Genomic DNA, 15,761 nt, shown 5'->3' on the forward strand with positions numbered 1-15,761 from the left:
AAGTTTCTATTTAATTAGTTCGCCGCTGTATCGTGCTCAGAACAAAACACCAGCAACACTTAAATGAAGTTAGGGAATATTAAGAAAATAGTACGCATAGCAAACTCCTTTATCTGTCGGAATTCTGCCAAAGCATTTGAGAATTTATGGTGGCAGAACGAAAGAGGGGTTGACGGACTGGTCTCAGAGGCCAGCACACCCAAAGGGTGTCCCCCCTCCCGTTCCACCTTAGAGGGGGGCACGAGGGGCTAAACACTAAAAGAAAAATCTTTTAATGCTCTGAGAAACGGTCCGTCAAAACCGGCTGGCAATGTGGCCAGCAAGCAAAGCATAATCAACGAGATAGATGGTGTCAATACGTTTAGGAATAGATGAACGATTACATGGCAGATAGACAATGATCATTGGCATTGATGGGACAAGATTTACTCAACGTTAAAAATCTTGAATTGTGTTATGACAATTCATTAATATTGATTCCAGTTCATTATAAAAATTAGGAATAGCACGGTGCCTGAACAATTCGATTTTGTTTCGATTAAAAAGAAAGCCAATGTTCATTTTAATGGCGCATCCATCAGCCATATTCTTGTTTTAAAAGATGGAAGCAAAAAGACCTTAGGTGTCATTCTTCCATCCGAGGAACCCCTCACCTTTAAGACACATTTGGCTGAACGTATTGAAATTATTTCAGGTCAATGCTCAGTTCAAATTGCTGATGACCCTGAAATCCAAGTCTATGCCTCAGGTGAATCTTTTGAGATTCCAGCCCATAGTCAGTTCAGGATTCAAACCAATGAAGTCGTAGATTATGTTTGTCATTTTGAATAATACTAAACTTAAATCAGATCAAGCTAAGCATTGGATGGATCTTCAGTGACCTGATCACAGAAAGCCTTCTGCTCTCTCAGATGTCTCGCAAGTATTTGATCCAAATAATCTTCTGGCTTTAGTAAAAAGATTTTTGGAAATTCTTCGTATAACTGATCATTGTGTAACGCTGTAGTCCATTTCTCTAATTCTTGATTCAGTCTAGTTATCCTTTTTTCAGCGGATACCGGTTTAATCGCGAAGTCAGAAGATTTCGTCTTTTTAAATTTTTTAAGTTCTTCTTGTTTTGTTTTAATCTTATTCTTTATTTCATTAATTTTATCAGTTGCGTAACCACGATCAAACACTTCAAAAGCCTGTTCAACGTCTTCAATTACACCGTCTACAGCTTGTTTTGCATTCTTAAACCTACCATCTTTCTCAACCTTTTTAATTAAAACACTCCTAAAAATAGCATATTTTTTATCTAAAACTTGAGCATATCTTTTTTTCGCACCTCTTACCCCCTTTACTCTGTTAATAAAAGCTCTAGGCAATCCATTTAATTCACTGAAGGCATCATTATATTGATTAAATAATAATCTCAATGTTTCAACTTTTTGATCTGAGTCAGTGGTGTTTTCTATATTTTTTTGCAATTGATGAAGTGTATTCATTATTTCAGCTAATAGAATACTATCGGTACATATTGCATATTTGACAGCCTGCACCCCTTTACTCAACTTTTCTAAAATCTCTCGCTTTTCAATCTCAGTATAAATTTCCTGGTCTACTCCAATACCAAAGCAATAAAACGCCTGAGCATAGAGATGCTGTTCTAATTGATTCAGTTCTTCTTTGCCTGGAATATCTACATTCACTTAGTCACCTAATCTAAAGTTAGTACCCGTATCATTTAAGTTAACATCTTTCAATTGTATTTCAACACTTTACCCTAAAGCTCTATACCCTATTGGGAATACTGTTGAATTTTAATACTAATACCTACAACAGCTCGGTTATTGGCTTGAGTTTATCTGTCTAATCATCCCAATCACACTTCTAGCTACATCAAATCACTGATTATCTCAGTTGTAAACATAAATTTAACCCATGAAAAAACAAATTAAATTAATCTTTAAAAATCAATAACAAAAAAAAGACGCTAGCTAAATCTTTTTAGATTTTGCTTAAAAAAACCTCAAAACTTAATCCTAGTACACTAATGCTCATGAGCTACTCGCTTTTGCTGATGATCTGCTGTGGAAAATGAATATTTGGACCTGCTAATCCCCGATCATCAAATAGATACTTTTGCATATGAATCATTTCTGAAAAGGGGACTAACTATTGAAGTGATCAACGCAACAAATGAATGAAAAATTAATGGATATCCATATGGATTTTCGATTTATTGGCACTTGAGAGTTCGGGTTATTAATTTAATTATATTTATCTATATGAATATATTTATTAGATATTGAAATGAGTTGGAGAGATTCCAGTCGATCAAACTCATTGATTGTTATCACGATCATATGAATGAGTGATTCACAAATGAACTCAGACATTGAAGCGTATACAAATACAAACTAGCCCATTCTCATCAGAAAATCAATTACGCATTTACTATGAATTGCGTCTGGTATTCTCTCGTGCCTAAATAAATCGAATCGATGAATATCCTCTTTGATTAACAGCCATTGATGACCTTTGAATCATCAATGCAGGCACTTTATTGCCTAAATTTCTGCTAAGAGGAAATTATATGAACCTTCCCTTTAACCCGCTTGCTCAAGCTCTCTCTACTGCTGGTTGTTTTGAGTTATCGGATCGAGAATTACTGGATGAGCGTGAGTTGGACTTATTCCATCTCAAGTCCTTTGATAATATGCCTTATCATTTGAGGGCACCTGATGAACGTCAATACACGACGATGATAGCTATCTCTCGTCTATCAATCCATTGTGCGGAAAACAAAACTCCCGCGATTGTGCTTAAGACAAAAATGACTGCTAAAGGTGAAATTATTACCTATCACGTTTCACCATGGTTTGAACCATCTCGCAGTACTTTTGATCAATGCATGTTATTTGAATCAGGGCATTTTAAAGTTGGGAGTGAGATTCTCAGTTATGTTGATGCCAGATCAGCTTATCCAGACACGCCGTTATTGCAGATGCTGCCTCCTGCTGGCGTTCCGTTAGAGCCTTGTCATATCGAAATAGTTCAGCGAATAAACCAATTTATAAATCGTATTCGAGAAAACATGTTAGGACCTGAAACTAAGCGTGAACTCAGAAAGCGCAGAAAGCACTGCCGGAAGAATTACCGTAGCAGTGTTAAATGGTTGGGTAAATATTTAAACACGTACAGCAAACTACTGGTACTTCGTCTAGACCTCTACTACAGATATGATATTTCTGAATTGACTAATACCTCTCCAGACTTTAATAGTCCTAGACACAATGTGCATTGTCTAATGACCATTAAAGCAGATGTAGAACGGTTGCTTGGTGATTTTCGCTCTAATCCTGTGCTTAAAGAAATTATTGGCTATTTGGTTCGGTTTGAACATGGTCCGTACAAAGGACAGCACGTGCATTGTATTCTTCTACTGGATGGGCACGATCATCAAAAAGACGTGAAGTGGGCAGAAGATATTGGTCAACATTGGGGCAAGCTTACCAATGGCAGAGGTGCTTATCATAATTGCAATCGGAACAGCTCAGATTATAAATATCCTTGCACAGGAACGATTTCCTATGACGATCAGGAAAAAATCTATAATTTGTGTCGTTGTCTCGCCTATTTAACAAAAGCTGATCAATATTTTCTTTTTAGACCACTCGCCTGCTTTCGCACGATTCAAAAAAGTGTAGCTCCCAAAGAGCGATCAGGCATGGGCAGACCACGTGAGAAAAAGTGTACGCCTTTAAATCCTGATTCTGTCAAAAAGTTCTATAAGGGGTAATACTGATGAATAAGTTTGAATTATCTTATGCTGAACATTTCCTTGAGAATCTGAATCCTCAACAAATCCCTATGCCTGGTTCTTTATCTCTAGCAACGCCTCAACAAGCCACACTGAATGAGATAGACGCTTTAGGTTCAGAAATGGTAAACAAAAAGTCTAGCAAGATTTTTAAGGTGATGCGAAGTTTTGGTGATGCCCCTAATTTGCAATTGCTGCCTTTTGGGCTCAGATTCTGTGCTGTCCTGAATGGAATGAAAGTTAACCCATATCTACTTGGTACAATTCCATGTATCCAACTTTCACCAAGAATCCAGTTGCAAAAGGAACTTATAGAACAACATCAGTTACCTATGATGGATCATTTACATCCCAACTTTGAAGTTGCGGTTGATATGTATATGGCACATTACAAAATGCTTATTTTAACCCAAAAGCATAAAAACCGAGAAAAGGCTTGGACAAGAGCGCTTGGAAAGGGACACTGGTTTTACGAAAGTTTCATAACCAATCTACTGGAACTGACACGTTCATTTGATGTCTATTGTATGACATTGATCAATGATGTCAGTAAAACCAGTCATGAGAATTTAAGCCGAAATTACCTACTCTTTGATCACCATATTCAGGAGATCGTCTCAGTTGCTCAGGACACTAAAAAGGCAGATATTCTCGGTATCGTTGGAAAATGGGAAGCCAATCGATTTCAGCAGGTAAATCTGAACTTGTTTTTCTTCGTTGCAAGAAAAACAAGTGACTTCATTCCCTTTGAAGAAACTAAAATTTATCAGAGTCTGAATCAATTCATCGACCAGACTGGATTGATTCACTCGGTATGGACACCCCTACCCAAATTATTGACGCCAATTTTCTATAACGTCAATCAAATCAATTTTGGTAAACGGCTTCAAATTCTAAAGGCCTATTTGGTAGGTACAGACCACTATCTTCGGATTTTTGATAATAAATCCTCTTTTGAAGTGTTCTATCAAGCCGATGATCCATCTACTTAAAGCTATAACTAACAGAAATAAGGCATCACCCGAATAACTTGATACCGTCGAGAACGCATTAAATCTCAACGGTATCGGCATCAGCAACCAATGCTGATTGAATAGGAACAAAGATATGATTGAAAAACGCTATCGAGTAAAAGACCTCGTAAACTACCCTGAACGTCCTGCAAAAGACTATGTTGATCGTAAGGGTCGTAGAAGACGGCTCTCTCATAAGCCTGCAAGTAAAGGTCTGCTGAATATCGCAGAGTCGACCTTCTGGAAGATGATCCGTCGAGGTGATTTCCCAGAACCTACGTATTTGACTGCAAGTATGCCCACTTGGTGCGAAAGCCAGATTAATAACTGGCTTGAGCAAAAAGAGCTTAAAGCAGCATAAATAAAAACAGCCTGTCTTATGACAGGTTGTTTGCATTTATTAATACTCATAAATATTTAAAATCTCTTTCAATCTTATCAACAGCATCGTTTACAACTAAAAGTAGTTTATCTAGATCAATTTTTGTTGATAAATGATGTGCCCTACGATTTATACTTTTTAATGCAAAATATTCATTTGCCGATTGCCAATATTCACTATCTATCATTTCATCAGGCACTGTTGCAATAGCATAGGGCTGTAGTACCCCATCAATACTTACTTGATGAAAAAGTTCACAAAAAGCAGCTAATTTTTTATCTGTTGTTACTACCCAACAATCTTGCTTTTTTTCATCCAAATATTCTCCATCCATCATATTTGCTACATGTAATAGGTGGATATCACTAGCTGCATTAAAAGATATTTTACTGATTTCAATTGGTTGTTTTGCACGCTTTCCCTTAATTTGAACCGAGTTTTCTCTGATTTTTTGACAGAATTTTTTAATCTTACCCTTTTGTAAATTAGTTGTATTAAAAAAGCAATATTTGGCTATCTCAATTTCTGTAGCACTCAATAAATCAATTTTTTCTTCCAAAAGATCAACATAAGCTTTAAATTTTTCAATTGGCGAACCTTGATAACAATATTCAATATAATTCAAATACAGAAAATTCAAATATGGTATTACAAATGCCAATTTAGCTTCATATGTTAAATCATTGAAGCCATAATCATTGTTAATACCAGTATGAACTTTTCTTGTACTGGTAGGCGTATCAATAAAATTTGGTAGATGGACTGAACAAAAAGCTTCATATAAGTCCATAGCGACCTTAGCATTCTGTGGTGGCATTTCTTTTAATGCAAAACCAGGAGATAAGCAAACACTATAAGGTCTACACTTTTGGAGTAATCCAACTAAGTTATCTAATCCTTTTTCTCTCACAGATCGCCACTTGTTGCCAGACTTAACCACCCTCTCCATCCTAATTAAAATATTACTATCTAGAACTAAAGTTGTCTCTTTTCCTTCAGACTGATTTCTATTAATCAAAACAGGATCTAATTTTGGTATATCGATACCTGAATGATTTGGTTTTATGTATATTGCTCTATCTTCATTCATTTTATATTTTCACTCAATTAAGTTAAAAATCTAAAATAAAAGCAATTCAGCTAAAAAAAAATATTAAAAAGGACTTTTACGACAAATTATGTCGCAAATATTCAAAGTAAGATTTTCTCGGCCTATTCAAGCAAAGATTCTAAATAATCAGCCCATTCCTGCATCATCTCCCGACGGTTATTCAGGAACTTGGTTCGGTTGTAGGCTGTGCCATTGCTATCTTTAACCTTATGAGCTAATTGATGCTCAATAAAATCTACACGCTGTTCTAAAATCTCATCAAGCATAGTACGTGCAGTTGCTCTAAAGCCATGTGCTGTCTGTTCACCACCATAGCCCAAACGCTTTAAAGCTGAGTTAATCGTATTGTCAGAAATAATGGTTTTACCATCTCGACCCACAAAGATATGCTCACTATAAGGGTGCAAATCGATGATGGATTCAATTAGATCAAAAGCCTGATCTGACAATGGCACAATATGAAGCTGTTTAGTTTTACTAGCTCTAAATTTAAAGCATCTCTCCTCACGATAGAAATACTCTTTTTTCAATTTACGAATCTCTCCTGGTCTCTGAAAGGTCAGTGCAGAAATTTTTAAGGCTACCTGTGTACTCAGCAAACAGCGTGGATACAGTTTGGAGTAATTCCAGATTTTATTCAGCATAGGTGCTAGATCTTGTTCCTCTGTCACGGCGGCAAAATTTCCACCCAAAGGCTTTGGAAGCTCAATATCTTCAATTGGATTATATTGAATGAGCTTTTTCTTACGCGCTGATTTAAATATCTGGTTAAGATCTGATTTAAGACGTTTGGCAACAGACAAAGCACCACGCTCAATAATGCGCTTAAAGACCTTAATCTCAAGAATTTCTAAGGTAAGCTGTGGAAAGGTTAAATCACCAATGTAGGGATAGACATCGTGCTTTAAACGACGGACCGTTTCATCATCTTGCTTTTGTTCTAACTCACGTTTATACAACCATGCTTGTGCAACAACACGAAAAGTATTTTCGGCTTCTTTTTGTTTTTGTGACTTGGTTTCAATCCGCTCCATTGCTGGGTCTATGCCCTGCTTAATTAACTTTTTATACTCATCACGAATAGTACGAGCATCATCCAGTGAAACTTCAGGGTAAGTACCTAAAGACAAATCATTGCGCTTACCTAAAAATGGACGGGTATAATTGAAAATCCAGTACTTGCTGCCGCTCTGGTCAATACGTAGATATAGGTTTCCCCCATCTGACAGCTTATACATCTTGTCAGGATCAGGTTTAGCTTTTTTAACTTGTAAAGCACTAAGCTTATTGATTCCACGAGTCGCCATAGTTCAGATATAAAAAAATGCAGTAAGAAATAATCTTACTGCATTTTTTACTACTTTATAACACCCGATTGGCGTAGTGCGTCACGGCTTGTCATATTGTATATTTCCAACTTTAACCTTATAAATCAAAATCTTATATAGTGTTAAACAGTGTCAGAAACTTGAATTTGGCGGAAGCGGTGAGATTCGAACTCACGGAGGACTCACACCCTCGTCGGTTTTCAAGACCGGTGCATTAAACCGCTCTGCCACGCTTCCATGTGCGTAAGAATACAAAGCTTGTTTCCTTTATTCAAGAAAAATTTAACTGCAATGTATTCAAATGCATAATGTTTCATCAATTATTAAAGTCTTGCAGCTAACTCTGCGCCATCTCGAATCGCTCGTTTAGCATCTAGCTCAGCCGCAAGCTTCGCACCACCAATAATATGGTAGTTTGCAAAAGTATTCTCACCCTCTTTAGGCATCAAATCCTTCACAGATTCTTGCCCTGCACAGACAACAATGGTATCAACACGCAATAATTGATCATGCCCATTGTGTTCGACCCACAATCCTTCATCAGTCACTGCTTTATATTGCACACCACGAAGCATACGCACTGCGTGTTTTTTCAATTGCGCACGATGCACCCAACCAGAGGTTTTACCTAAACCAATTCCGAGTGGTGTAGTCTTACGTTGTAATAAATAGATCTCACGAACAGGTGCTTCAACTTCAGGGCGTTGCAAGCCACCTTCTGAAATATAATTTGCTTCAGGATCCACACCCCACTCACGCTGCCATTCCGCTAAAGGTTGCGGCTGAGGCTGATGTGGTGGCTTTAATAAAAACTCAGACACATCAAAACCAATCCCACCTGCACCGATCACTGCAACTTTACGTCCAACCTCAGCACCTCTTAACACTTCTGCATAAGATAGTACTTGTGGTGCTGTGCTGCCTTGAATTTTCAACTCGCGCGGTACAACCCCTGTTGCAACCACAACTTCATCAAATCCTTCGCTTTCTAATTTTTCACGATTTACGCGTGTATTTAAACGAACGTCCACACCTGTTTGTTGAAGTTGCACTTTGAAATAACGAATGGTTTCATGAAACTCTTCTTTTCCAGGCACAACTTTAGCTAGATTAAACTGGCCACCAACATCACTATTGGCTTCAAACAAAGTCACAGCATGTCCACGGCTTGCAGCAACAGTGGCAGCAGACATCCCTGCGACACCACCACCCACAACGGCAATGCGCTTTGGCTTTTTGGTCTTGATATAAACCAGTTCTGTTTCAAAGCATGCTTGTGGATTGACCAAACAACTCACACGCTGATTTTTGAATGCATGATCTAAACACGCTTGGTTACAAGCAATACAAGTATTAATTTCATCAACACGATTGGTCGCAGTTTTATTCACCCAATATGGATCTGCCAAGAATGGGCGTGCCATTTGCACCATGTCGGCCTTACCCGATGCAACGATCTCTTCAGCTACATCTGGCATATTGATACGGTTAGATGCAATAACAGGAATTGAAAGATGCTGTTTAACCTCTGCGGTATAATCTACAAATGCTGCACGAGGTACCGACGTTACAATCGTTGGAATACGTGCTTCATGCCAACCAATTCCTGTGTTTAATAACGTTACACCAGCTTTCTCTAATGCCTTGGCTACAGTAATCACTTCTTGCATGGTATTACCGTCGTGTACTAAATCTAACAACGATAAACGAAAAGCGATAATAAATTTTTCACCAACTTTAGCGCGAATTGCTTTTACGATCTCAACTGGGAAACGCATCCGATTTTCAATGTCACCACCCCAGCGATCTGTACGTTTATTTACATGATTGCTTAGAAATTGGTTAATTAGATAACCTTCTGAACCCATGATTTCCACACCATCGTAACCCGCTTTTTTTGCCAAGCTTGCACAGCGTGCATAATCATCAATGGTTGCCAAAATCTGAGCGTCAGACATTTGGCGCGGTTTAAACGGATTAATCGGTGCTTTTATCGCAGATGAAGAAACGGAAAATGGGTGATAACCATAACGCCCAGAATGCAAAATTTGCATTAAGATTTTTGAACCATGCTTATGTACAGCATGCGTTACTAGACGATGATGAGGGATATCAGCCAAACTATTCATAGTACCGCCAGCAGGCAATAACCAGCCTTGACGATTAGGAGAAATACCACCTGTAATGATTAGACCAACTCCACCCTTGGCTCTTTCTTCAAAGTAAGCCGCAAGCTTAGGGTAGTTATAGAAACGATCTTCTAAGCCTGAGTGCATCGAGCCCATTACCACACGATTTTTAATGGTGGTGAATCCCAAATGTAGTGGTTTTAATATATTTGCATAGCTAGTCATGGTATTCCTTCTATATTTTTGGCTTTGCAACTTGTTGCATAGTACTTTGATTTGTTATTGGAGTGGATGACACTTTTTTACTAAAACGTGGTCAAATACGTCAATACATGTATACGGGCAAACTATATAGTCGATATAACTTTCAAATTTCAAAGAATAACAAAACAATATGTCATCTAAACCTCTACTCTTATTCCACGGCTCTTCAAGCTATCGAGAATATCTTGAACCAAAACAAGCTATAGGCGATGGGGAAATGGACAATGCTTTTGGCATATATGCCGTTGAAGATAAAAGAATTGCTCAATTATTTGCAATTGAATATCTTAGCTTATCCAAAGAAGCTCGATTCAGCATTAAATTTGAGGATGACTTCGTTTATGTTGAACTTTTCCAATGTAGCGTCAATTGGGATCGTATTGGTTATTTATATACACTCCCCTCAGAAAACTTTATTAACGTTGATCACATGCAATGGCTATCATCAAAAAGTGTTATTCCCACAAAAGTTGAACTTGTTAACCCACACGATTTCAAAGCTTTTATCCATCAACAGTAAAAATTAGCTGTATCTGTAATATGAAAAATCTATTCATCTATTTTGAGCCTCCACTTTAATAGATCACTCAAATCGCAAAAAGATACCAAGCGCTATAAAAATTTTAATTTTCACCATGATCAACTCGATTTTACAAAACTTTGCTGCACGAAAAGTGTTACAATAGTTCCGATTTTTTATTCTCAAGACGACCTATTCGGTGTCTTTACTAATAAACGTTAGGACAAGCAATGACTGATAATGCAACTATCTTGCAGCACGTACCTGTAGGCAAAAAAGTTGGGATTGCCTTTTCTGGTGGTCTCGATACTTCAGCAGCTTTATTGTGGATGAAACAAAAAGGCTCAGAACCTTATGCATATACTGCAAACTTGGGTCAGCCTGATGAAGATGACTATGATGCGATTCCAAAGAAAGCTGAACAATACGGTGCAGTCAAAGCTCGATTAATCGATTGTCGTTTACAACTTGCACTTGAAGGTATTGCTGCGATTCAATGTGGTGCATTCCACATCAGCACTGGTGGTGTTCCTTATTTCAATACTACACCTTTAGGTCGTGCAGTAACGGGTACAATGCTTGTCACTGCAATGAAAGAAGATGATGTGAACATTTGGGGTGATGGTTCGACTTATAAAGGTAACGATATTGAACGTTTTTATCGTTATGGTTTATTGACCAACCCAGCGCTTAAAATTTATAAGCCGTGGTTAGACCAAACCTTCATTGATGAGTTAGGTGGTCGTGCGGAAATGTCACAATTCCTCATCGACAATGGTTTTGACTATAAAATGTCAAAAGAAAAAGCATATTCAACTGACTCAAACATGTTGGGTGCTACTCACGAAGCAAAAGATTTGGAATACCTTGATGCTGGCATCAAAATCGTAGACCCAATCATGGGCGTTGCATTCTGGAAAGATGATGTAAAAATTGATGCGGAAGAAGTATCAATCACTTTCGAGGAAGGCTTCCCTGTTGCATTAAATGGTCAACGTATCGAAGATCCTGTTGAACTTATCTTAGAAGCAAATCGTATCGGTGGTCGTCATGGTTTAGGTATGTCTGACCAAATTGAAAACCGTATTATCGAAGCCAAATCTCGTGGTATATATGAAGCACCTGGTATGGCTTTATTGCACATTGCTTACGAGCGTTTAGTGACAGGTATTCATAACGAAGATACGATCGAACAATATCGTATTAACGGTTTACGTTTAGGTCGTTTGCTTTACCAAGGTCGTTGGTTCGACTCACAAGCACTTATGCTACGTGAAACAGCACAACGTTGGGTGGCTAAAGCTATTACGGGTACAGTTACTTTAGAGTTACGTCGTGGTAATGACTACACTATTATGAACACTGAATCTCCTAACCTCACTTATGAAGCTGAGCGTTTAACAATGGAGAAAGGTGATTCAGTATTTACACCAATGGATCGTATTGGCCAATTAACAATGCGTAATCTGGATATTACTGATACTCGTGCAAAACTTGGTCTTTATACAGAAACTGGTTTACTTTCTGTAGGTCAAGGTTCTGCGATTCCACAACTTGGAAATAAATCAAAATAATAAATTGGTAAATTAGCTTACTAATTTGAAAAGGCTGAATATTTTATTCGGCCTTTTTTGTTCTATTCAGAAAATGCACATATTTAATCATTGCGTTTATAGAACAATATGTCGCAATTAAAGACTATATATCATCATTATGAATCAATACTATAAGCATTAAGCAAAACACAATAATTTAGGAGATGAAGGATGAATGCTTATCTACATCGTAGTGAAAACCGTGGTCATGTAAAAGCAGGATGGTTAGACACCTACCATAGCTTTTCATTTGGGAGCTGGTACAACCCGAAATACATGGGTGTCAGTGCTCTCCGCGTGATTAATGATGATACGGTTGCAGCACATAATGGTTTTGGTACTCACCCTCATGACAACATGGAAATCTTGACTTGTGTTCTTGATGGTACCATTTCCCATAAAGATAGTATGGGCAATGAGGGTCAAATCAATGCGGGTGAATGGCAGTTGATGAGTGCGGGTACAGGCGTTACCCATAGTGAAATGAATAAGCATGATAAAGCGGTACATCTATTACAGATTTGGATTCAACCGAATGTACAAGATGCTGAACCAACTTATCAGCAAATTCACTTAAACCCAAAAGACCATCCTAACCAATGGCATTTGATTGCAGGTGATGAGTCTGCACCAATGTTGATTCGTCAAAATGCAGAAGTGAAAACTGCTGTTCTTGAAAAGGATCAACAATTGGAGATCAGTGCAAAGAAAAAAGTGAACTATGTTCATGTGATTTCTGGTGAAGTTATGATTGCTGATCATGTAGTCAAAGCTGGTGATGCTTTACTGTTTGATGAGACTGCAACCATTACTGCATCACAAGACAGTCAAATGATTTGGTTTGATTTGCCTTAATGGTCTTTCTAAGTTGTAGACATTAAAAAAGCCCGATTTACGGGCTTTTCTACAACCTTGAACATTTTTAAAAACGATCTCAATCGTTTCGTTCGTTGTTAGCTGATGTATACGGGTTTGTCATAACGTTTATTATCTAGGCAAGATTTCTCTTAAATCCCAAATCGTATATGACTTCCGTATTGTTTAAATTATCACCAATATGTGATTAGGTCAAGTGGGTTAAACTCCCACCAGTTTTGAAGTAACAGATACAATAATCCGAATCGCTAGACGCGAATAGCTTTGACTCACAAAAGCCTATAAATTTCTCTTTTTAAGTTACATTCATCCTCCCCATCCAAAAGATGGAATATAGTCTAAAACTCAATTATTCACATAAGCCCTGTCATCTTTCTACCTGAAATTTGCTTAAAAATGCTTAATCACTTTTAAGAATCTCTCATTTCAAAACAATTCTCTATTAAGCTTATCGATCTAAATTTGAAGAAATGGTTAAAGGATTTAAATAAGTTGAAATATCATGTAATTTAAAAAATTATTTCAATTATGTTTCAATTTTATGACAATGATTTAATAAATTTTTTCTATTTTTCATATAGATAACAAAGTTGAATTATATTATTATTTAATAAATTCTTAAAAGTGATGCATCTAAACCATGAGTGATACAAGTCTTTTAAATGAATTAAATCAAATGATTGATTATTACGTTTCTAGAAATGGTCAACAGCCAAATCGTATAATCTTAGGATATAAAGCATATGGGACTTTGATGAAAGATTCCGTGTTTGCAACAGAGGTGACAAACTCAGCACTTGATCCCAATAAGCGAAAATATAAAAAATTGAAAATTAAAGTGACAAAAGACGACCATCAAATCGAATTAGAATAGATACCTCTAACGCACGTCTCAGATTGTTTTTTTAAAACCTTACAATCACAAAAAGCCCGCTTTTGAGTGGGCTTTAATATACTGTTTTCAAAGTTAATTTAGATATCCTTATGCAGAATCTTTTGCTTCTCTATTAAGAGAAAACTCTACTTTTTAGATGCTTTTATTTTTCGGGGAAATTACAGCTCCAGCACTTGAGAGAGCGGCAATTGCTCGCTGGATAAAACTGATCGATTGCTTAGTTTGTTCATACAGCCATTACCTCCGTTGTTCACAACCCTGACAATTTACAAATTTCATAGATTAATCCTCGCATTTGAAAAAGAAAAAGCCCTGCTATCACATCTGTATTAGCAGAGCTTTGTGCGCAGTAATCCGTTCAGAAGGTTGATTCGCTTTGCGCTAATGAGAGTAAGTACCAATCTACTCTGCTCATTTCTTTCCAACTCAAGCGTCAAGCATTAAAAAACCCACTGAAGTGGGTTATGCTCACTCTATATAATAGCTATTGCCATCAGAGCTGTTGAAAACTAAATCTAAAGTAGGAAAAATAAATTCTCCTTTAAATAAAATATATTCAACGTTAGGTTTCCGAACTCTCGATGAATGATTGATTTTATTAGCATTTACTTCTGTATAGTTTGCCTGTGCTCTTCTTTCTTTGCCTTGAAAATCAATAATAGTAATGTCTTTTAGCATTCATATGCTCCAGTTTAATCAATCATACTATGCTTAGCGGCTATCGAATACAAACTATAATTGTACAACCATTAAGTTTTATTGTTTTTTAAGTTAATCTTTTATAAAAATATATATGTGTGTTTTATGTACTCACACTTGAAATTTGCACAGTGTAGTTTCAAGCTTTAAATGATACTACTCAAGCAGTTATATAATTGATTTTATCTATGAAATATTTAATCGATATAAACTACTTTTCAAGCACATATCAACACATATAAGTCTTGAAACTACCGTAGTGTATCTGGATTTAAAGCGTACTATGAGATCTCCACAGTGAAGTTAAGAAGATAAAAATGTCAGGTTTCAAAAGTTTTTCTCAAAATACAACAAACCATGCAAAAGTTATCAAAGCTCAAGCAATGGAGCATTCTGCAGTAACACCACCTACTGAAACTCAACCGACACAAATTCCTGGCAACGTAAAAGATCTGCCTGAGAATAATGAACAACCTGATCCAAATAACAAATAATTTGTTATTAACAGCGCCTTAGAATCAGCTTTGAGGCTCTGCTACTATAAAGAATAAATTAGTGCACTGATTTATTATACTATTAACTACTTTTATCAATTTGATTTGTTTAGTTATTTAAGAAATTGCAGCCATTCATACCAAATAATTGATATAACTAGTCTCTCAGATATGAGGGGCTTTTTTAATTGGATTTTTTACCAATATTTATCCGACTAACTCACTCTATATAAATTAAACCCACCAAAATGGGCGGGCTAATTTTTAAATATTTGAGTTACGAAAGATAAGAATGTTTTTGAGCTAAATAGTTATTCGCAATTCTGGTTGTTTCAGCGTAGGTCATTTCCGCGCAAAGCCAAAAATGATAAATGTTTTCACCTACAATATAAGTCTGAACACCGAAAACAAAAAAGCCCACTTTTTGAGTGGGCTTTAATATACTGTTTTCACAGTGAATTTTGGTAGGTATATCCAGACTCGAACTGGAGACCTCTACGATGTCAACGTAATATTTTCATATTAAAATCAACAACTAAAGAATAATTGGTGCTAAATTGGTGCCAATTTTTTATGTAACAATATATTATCATTAATACTTATCGATAATAAAACCAATAAAAACTTTCCTTTATCTTTTAATTGTTATC

General features: G+C 36.7%; 14 protein-coding genes and 1 tRNA gene. 9 read left to right on the forward strand and 6 right to left on the reverse strand.

Going from position 1 to position 15,761, the window contains the following annotated elements:
• Nucleotides 1–510: 510 nt before the first annotated feature.
• Entirely contained in the window at nucleotides 511–831 is a 321-nt protein-coding gene (locus HMPREF0023_RS09065) for a pyrimidine/purine nucleoside phosphorylase (protein WP_008941916.1), read from the forward strand.
• Between the two features lie 23 nt (nucleotides 832–854).
• Here the strand turns inward: HMPREF0023_RS09065 and HMPREF0023_RS09070 are convergent, their stop codons facing one another.
• Nucleotides 855–1,691, reverse strand: coding sequence for a hypothetical protein (locus HMPREF0023_RS09070; protein ID WP_008941917.1), 837 nt, complete (start codon nucleotides 1,689–1,691; stop codon nucleotides 855–857).
• 887 nt (nucleotides 1,692–2,578) lie between these two features.
• Between HMPREF0023_RS09070 and HMPREF0023_RS09075 the strand changes: the two genes are divergently transcribed.
• From HMPREF0023_RS09075 to HMPREF0023_RS09085, 3 genes are all read left to right on the forward strand, one after another.
• Nucleotides 2,579–3,784 (forward strand): inovirus-type Gp2 protein, encoded by a 1,206-nt coding sequence (locus HMPREF0023_RS09075; protein ID WP_008941918.1) that lies wholly within the window; start codon nucleotides 2,579–2,581, stop codon nucleotides 3,782–3,784.
• 5 nt (nucleotides 3,785–3,789) lie between these two features.
• Complete coding sequence (locus HMPREF0023_RS09080) at nucleotides 3,790–4,797, forward strand: hypothetical protein (RefSeq protein WP_005082419.1); 1,008 nt, start codon at nucleotides 3,790–3,792, stop codon at nucleotides 4,795–4,797.
• Nucleotides 4,798–4,912: 115 nt separating this feature from the next.
• On the forward strand, nucleotides 4,913–5,179 hold the full coding sequence (locus HMPREF0023_RS09085; protein ID WP_005082417.1) for a helix-turn-helix transcriptional regulator: 267 nt from the start codon (nucleotides 4,913–4,915) through the stop codon (nucleotides 5,177–5,179).
• Between the two features lie 46 nt (nucleotides 5,180–5,225).
• Here HMPREF0023_RS09085 and HMPREF0023_RS09090 read toward each other — a convergent pair whose 3' ends face one another.
• The 4 genes from HMPREF0023_RS09090 to HMPREF0023_RS09105 form a co-directional block, all read right to left on the reverse strand.
• Nucleotides 5,226–6,290: a hypothetical protein gene (locus HMPREF0023_RS09090; RefSeq protein ID WP_008941919.1), complete on the reverse strand. Its 1,065-nt coding sequence runs from the start codon at nucleotides 6,288–6,290 to the stop codon at nucleotides 5,226–5,228.
• Nucleotides 6,291–6,412: 122 nt separating this feature from the next.
• A complete protein-coding gene (locus tag HMPREF0023_RS09095; RefSeq protein ID WP_005084955.1) occupies nucleotides 6,413–7,618 on the reverse strand; it encodes a tyrosine-type recombinase/integrase in 1,206 nt (401 codons plus the stop codon).
• 168 nt (nucleotides 7,619–7,786) lie between these two features.
• A tRNA-Ser gene (locus tag HMPREF0023_RS09100) sits at nucleotides 7,787–7,876 on the reverse strand.
• Between the two features lie 86 nt (nucleotides 7,877–7,962).
• Complete coding sequence (locus HMPREF0023_RS09105; protein WP_004639596.1) at nucleotides 7,963–9,993, reverse strand: NADPH-dependent 2,4-dienoyl-CoA reductase; 2,031 nt, start codon at nucleotides 9,991–9,993, stop codon at nucleotides 7,963–7,965.
• Nucleotides 9,994–10,162: 169 nt separating this feature from the next.
• Between HMPREF0023_RS09105 and HMPREF0023_RS09110 the strand changes: the two genes are divergently transcribed.
• The 4 genes from HMPREF0023_RS09110 to HMPREF0023_RS09125 all read left to right on the forward strand — a co-directional run bounded on the left by HMPREF0023_RS09110 (nucleotide 10,163) and on the right by HMPREF0023_RS09125 (nucleotide 13,897).
• A complete protein-coding gene (locus HMPREF0023_RS09110) occupies nucleotides 10,163–10,552 on the forward strand; it encodes a hypothetical protein (protein ID WP_004639597.1) in 390 nt (129 codons plus the stop codon).
• Nucleotides 10,553–10,782: 230 nt separating this feature from the next.
• Nucleotides 10,783–12,126 (forward strand): argininosuccinate synthase, encoded by a 1,344-nt coding sequence (gene argG / locus HMPREF0023_RS09115; RefSeq protein WP_004639599.1) that lies wholly within the window; start codon nucleotides 10,783–10,785, stop codon nucleotides 12,124–12,126.
• A 192-nt stretch (nucleotides 12,127–12,318) separates the two neighbouring features.
• Nucleotides 12,319–13,002 (forward strand): pirin family protein, encoded by a 684-nt coding sequence (locus HMPREF0023_RS09120; RefSeq protein WP_004639601.1) that lies wholly within the window; start codon nucleotides 12,319–12,321, stop codon nucleotides 13,000–13,002.
• 661 nt (nucleotides 13,003–13,663) lie between these two features.
• Complete coding sequence (locus HMPREF0023_RS09125) at nucleotides 13,664–13,897, forward strand: hypothetical protein (RefSeq protein ID WP_004639602.1); 234 nt, start codon at nucleotides 13,664–13,666, stop codon at nucleotides 13,895–13,897.
• Between the two features lie 489 nt (nucleotides 13,898–14,386).
• On the opposite strand, the gene HMPREF0023_RS09130 is transcribed toward HMPREF0023_RS09125, so the two are convergent.
• The gene (locus tag HMPREF0023_RS09130) at nucleotides 14,387–14,596 is read right to left on the reverse strand and encodes a hypothetical protein (RefSeq protein WP_004639604.1); all 210 of its coding nucleotides are present in this window, start codon (nucleotides 14,594–14,596) and stop codon (nucleotides 14,387–14,389) included.
• Nucleotides 14,597–14,934: 338 nt separating this feature from the next.
• Here HMPREF0023_RS09130 and HMPREF0023_RS16745 point away from each other — a divergent pair, with 338 nt between their 5' ends.
• A complete protein-coding gene (locus HMPREF0023_RS16745) occupies nucleotides 14,935–15,111 on the forward strand; it encodes a hypothetical protein (RefSeq protein WP_005089862.1) in 177 nt (58 codons plus the stop codon).
• The last annotated feature ends 650 nt before the right edge of the window (nucleotides 15,112–15,761 follow it).

Source organism: Acinetobacter sp. ATCC 27244 (assembly GCF_000156555.1).
Taxonomy (GTDB): Bacteria; Pseudomonadota; Gammaproteobacteria; order Pseudomonadales; family Moraxellaceae; genus Acinetobacter; species Acinetobacter haemolyticus.

Coding starts and splice junctions, on each gene's coding strand:
- HMPREF0023_RS09075 (WP_008941918.1), top strand. CDS start 2,579: ATGAACCTTCCCTTTAACCCGCTTGCTCAAGCTCTCTCTACTGCTGGT.
- HMPREF0023_RS09080 (WP_005082419.1), top strand. CDS start 3,790: ATGAATAAGTTTGAATTATCTTATGCTGAACATTTCCTTGAGAATCTG.
- HMPREF0023_RS09085 (WP_005082417.1), top strand. CDS start 4,913: ATGATTGAAAAACGCTATCGAGTAAAAGACCTCGTAAACTACCCTGAA.
- HMPREF0023_RS09090 (WP_008941919.1), bottom strand. CDS start 6,290: ATGAATGAAGATAGAGCAATATACATAAAACCAAATCATTCAGGTATC.
- HMPREF0023_RS09095 (WP_005084955.1), bottom strand. CDS start 7,618: ATGGCGACTCGTGGAATCAATAAGCTTAGTGCTTTACAAGTTAAAAAA.
- HMPREF0023_RS09105 (WP_004639596.1), bottom strand. CDS start 9,993: ATGACTAGCTATGCAAATATATTAAAACCACTACATTTGGGATTCACC.
- HMPREF0023_RS09110 (WP_004639597.1), top strand. CDS start 10,163: ATGTCATCTAAACCTCTACTCTTATTCCACGGCTCTTCAAGCTATCGA.
- argG (WP_004639599.1), top strand. CDS start 10,783: ATGACTGATAATGCAACTATCTTGCAGCACGTACCTGTAGGCAAAAAA.
- HMPREF0023_RS09120 (WP_004639601.1), top strand. CDS start 12,319: ATGAATGCTTATCTACATCGTAGTGAAAACCGTGGTCATGTAAAAGCA.
- HMPREF0023_RS09125 (WP_004639602.1), top strand. CDS start 13,664: ATGAGTGATACAAGTCTTTTAAATGAATTAAATCAAATGATTGATTAT.
- HMPREF0023_RS09130 (WP_004639604.1), bottom strand. CDS start 14,596: ATGCTAAAAGACATTACTATTATTGATTTTCAAGGCAAAGAAAGAAGA.
- HMPREF0023_RS16745 (WP_005089862.1), top strand. CDS start 14,935: ATGTCAGGTTTCAAAAGTTTTTCTCAAAATACAACAAACCATGCAAAA.